The sequence below is a fragment of the Occallatibacter sp. genome (assembly GCF_049802275.1).
In the GTDB taxonomy this organism is placed as follows: domain Bacteria; phylum Acidobacteriota; class Terriglobia; order Terriglobales; family Acidobacteriaceae; genus Telmatobacter.
This window is the reverse complement of sequence record NZ_JBARMD010000408.1, coordinates 1-2271: the sequence shown is the minus strand read 5'-3', so window position 1 is coordinate 2271 and position 2271 is coordinate 1. Positions and strand designations below refer to the sequence as shown.

Annotated in this window: 1 protein-coding gene; it reads left to right on the top strand. The window is 56.8% G+C overall.

All coding sequences use genetic code 11. The features are described 5' to 3' along the window. A partial coding sequence (locus WA354_RS14350) for an efflux RND transporter permease subunit (RefSeq protein ID WP_472813701.1) occupies positions 1-2271 on the top strand: 2271 nt, incomplete at both ends.

Below are 2271 nucleotides of genomic sequence, written 5' to 3'. Positions count from 1 at the left end.
GAGACGTGGCCGAGAAGATTGTCGATGGTGCCGCAGATCCGTCGAATTATGTTGTCTTCGGCACGGCGAACTCCAGCGCATCGTCAGCACGCCAGTATCCGGCGGTGACCATCACCGTGGCCAAGCGAAAGGGCACCAACGCCACCGATATCGCCAATGCTGTTCTCACGCGTGTCCGCCGCATGCAGGGTGTGACGATACCGAACGATGTGACCGTAACCACGACGCGGAATTACGGAGAAACGGCAAAGAACAAATCCGACGAACTCCTTGAGCACCTTCTTCTGGCAACTTTGTCGGTCACTCTCCTGGTCGCGCTCTTCCTGGGGTGGCGGGAGTCGGGCGTGGTGCTGCTGGCCATTCCGGTCACACTTGCGCTCACGATGGCAGTTTTCTATTTTCTTGGTTACACCATCAATCGCGTAACGCTCTTCGCGCTGATCTTCTCGATCGGCATTCTTGTCGATGACGCCATTGTTGTCGTCGAGAACATGGTGCGGCATTTCCGGCTCAGGGAGAATCATGGCCGGCCGATGAGTGAAGTCGCTGTGGAAGCAGTAGCCGAAGTCGGCAATCCCACGATTCTCGCCACCTTCGCCGTGATCGCCGCTGTCCTGCCGATGGCTTTCGTTCGCGGACTGATGGGACCATACATGCGGCCAATTCCTGTTGGCGCATCAGCAGCCATGCTTTTCTCGCTGCTGGTTGCATTTGTGGTTTCGCCCTGGGCTGCCCTCCGACTTGTTGGCAGGCATCTTGAAGGCGCCAAAATACTGGAACCCGAGACCGAGAACTGGCGGACCAGGCTCTATCGGCGCATCATGACCCCGCTGATTCGATCCTCGCGCAATCGTGTTCTGTTTTTTGTCGGAGTACTGATTCTGTTTCTTGTTTCGGTGGCGCTCGTCCCTCTTGGTTTGGTACGCGTGAAGATGTTGCCATTCGACAACAAGAGCGAGTTACAGGTCGTCATCAATATGCCCGACGGCACACCGCTCGAGCAGACGGCACGGGTGGCGCAAGCATTGGGTGAAGAGTTGTCGCGGCAGCCCGATGTGCTGAACTATCAGACGTACACAGGAACGTCCGGTCCCTATAACTTCAATGGACTGGTGCGCCATTACTACATGCGCCGTCAGCCGAATCAAGCCGACATCCAGGTGAACCTGCTGCCGGCAAAGCAACGCAGTGTGCAGAGCCATGCGATTGCAAAGCGGCTTCGTCCTTTGCTCGATGCCATCGGGAATGCGTATGGCGCGCGGATTCAGGTCAGCGAAGTCCCACCGGGGCCGCCCGTCGTACAAACGCTCGTAGCCGAAGTCTACGGTCCCGATCTGGCTGGTCAGACTCAGGTCGCCCAACAAATCAAGCAGATCTTTCAGCACACTCCGGGCGTTGTAGACACTGACTGGTACGTCGAAGACCCACAGCCGAGGCTGATCATGCGCGTGGATGAGGTCAAGGCTGCGCAGCACGGCATCGCCGTCTCCGACGTGGCTCATGCCCTTGCACTCGCCATCTCAGGAAACCAGGTTGGTCTGATTCACGATCAGGCTGCACGAGAGCCAGTGCCTGCAATCGTCGAACTTGACCGCGCGGACCGATCCTCAGAGCAGGGGTTGGCAAACATGCGCCTGCCGGGAGCGGATGGAGGCATGGTGTCCCTGCGCGAATTAGTGATCGTCGAACGAAAGACAATCGAGCCAAGCATCTATCACAAGAATCTGCGTCGCGTAGTTTATGTCACGGGAGACGTGGCTGGACAAGAAGAAAGTCCTGTCTACGCCATCATGAAAATGAACAAGGATCTCGACTATCTCAAGCTTCCGGCTGGATACACGCTGGCGCGCTACAACGCATCGATGCCGGACTCGACGGATCACTACTCAATGAAGTGGGACGGCGAATGGCATATCACCATAGAGGTCTTTAGGGACATGGGGCTGGCCTTCGCAGCGGTGCTCATCCTCATCTATGTTCTCGTGGTTGGATGGTTCCGCTCGTTTATTGTCCCTTTGATCATCATGGCCCCAATTCCGCTTACCCTGGTTGGAATTATGCCCGCGCATGCGGTCATGGGCGCATTCTTCACGGCGACATCCATGATCGGCTTCATTGCCGGCGCCGGTATCATCGTGCGCAATTCGATCATCCTTGTTGACTTTATCGAGCTTCGAATTCGTGAAGGAATGCCGCTGGCCGATGCAGTTATCGATGCAGGGGCCACTCGCTTCCGCCCCATGTTATTAACTGCGGCCGCAGTGGTTGTCG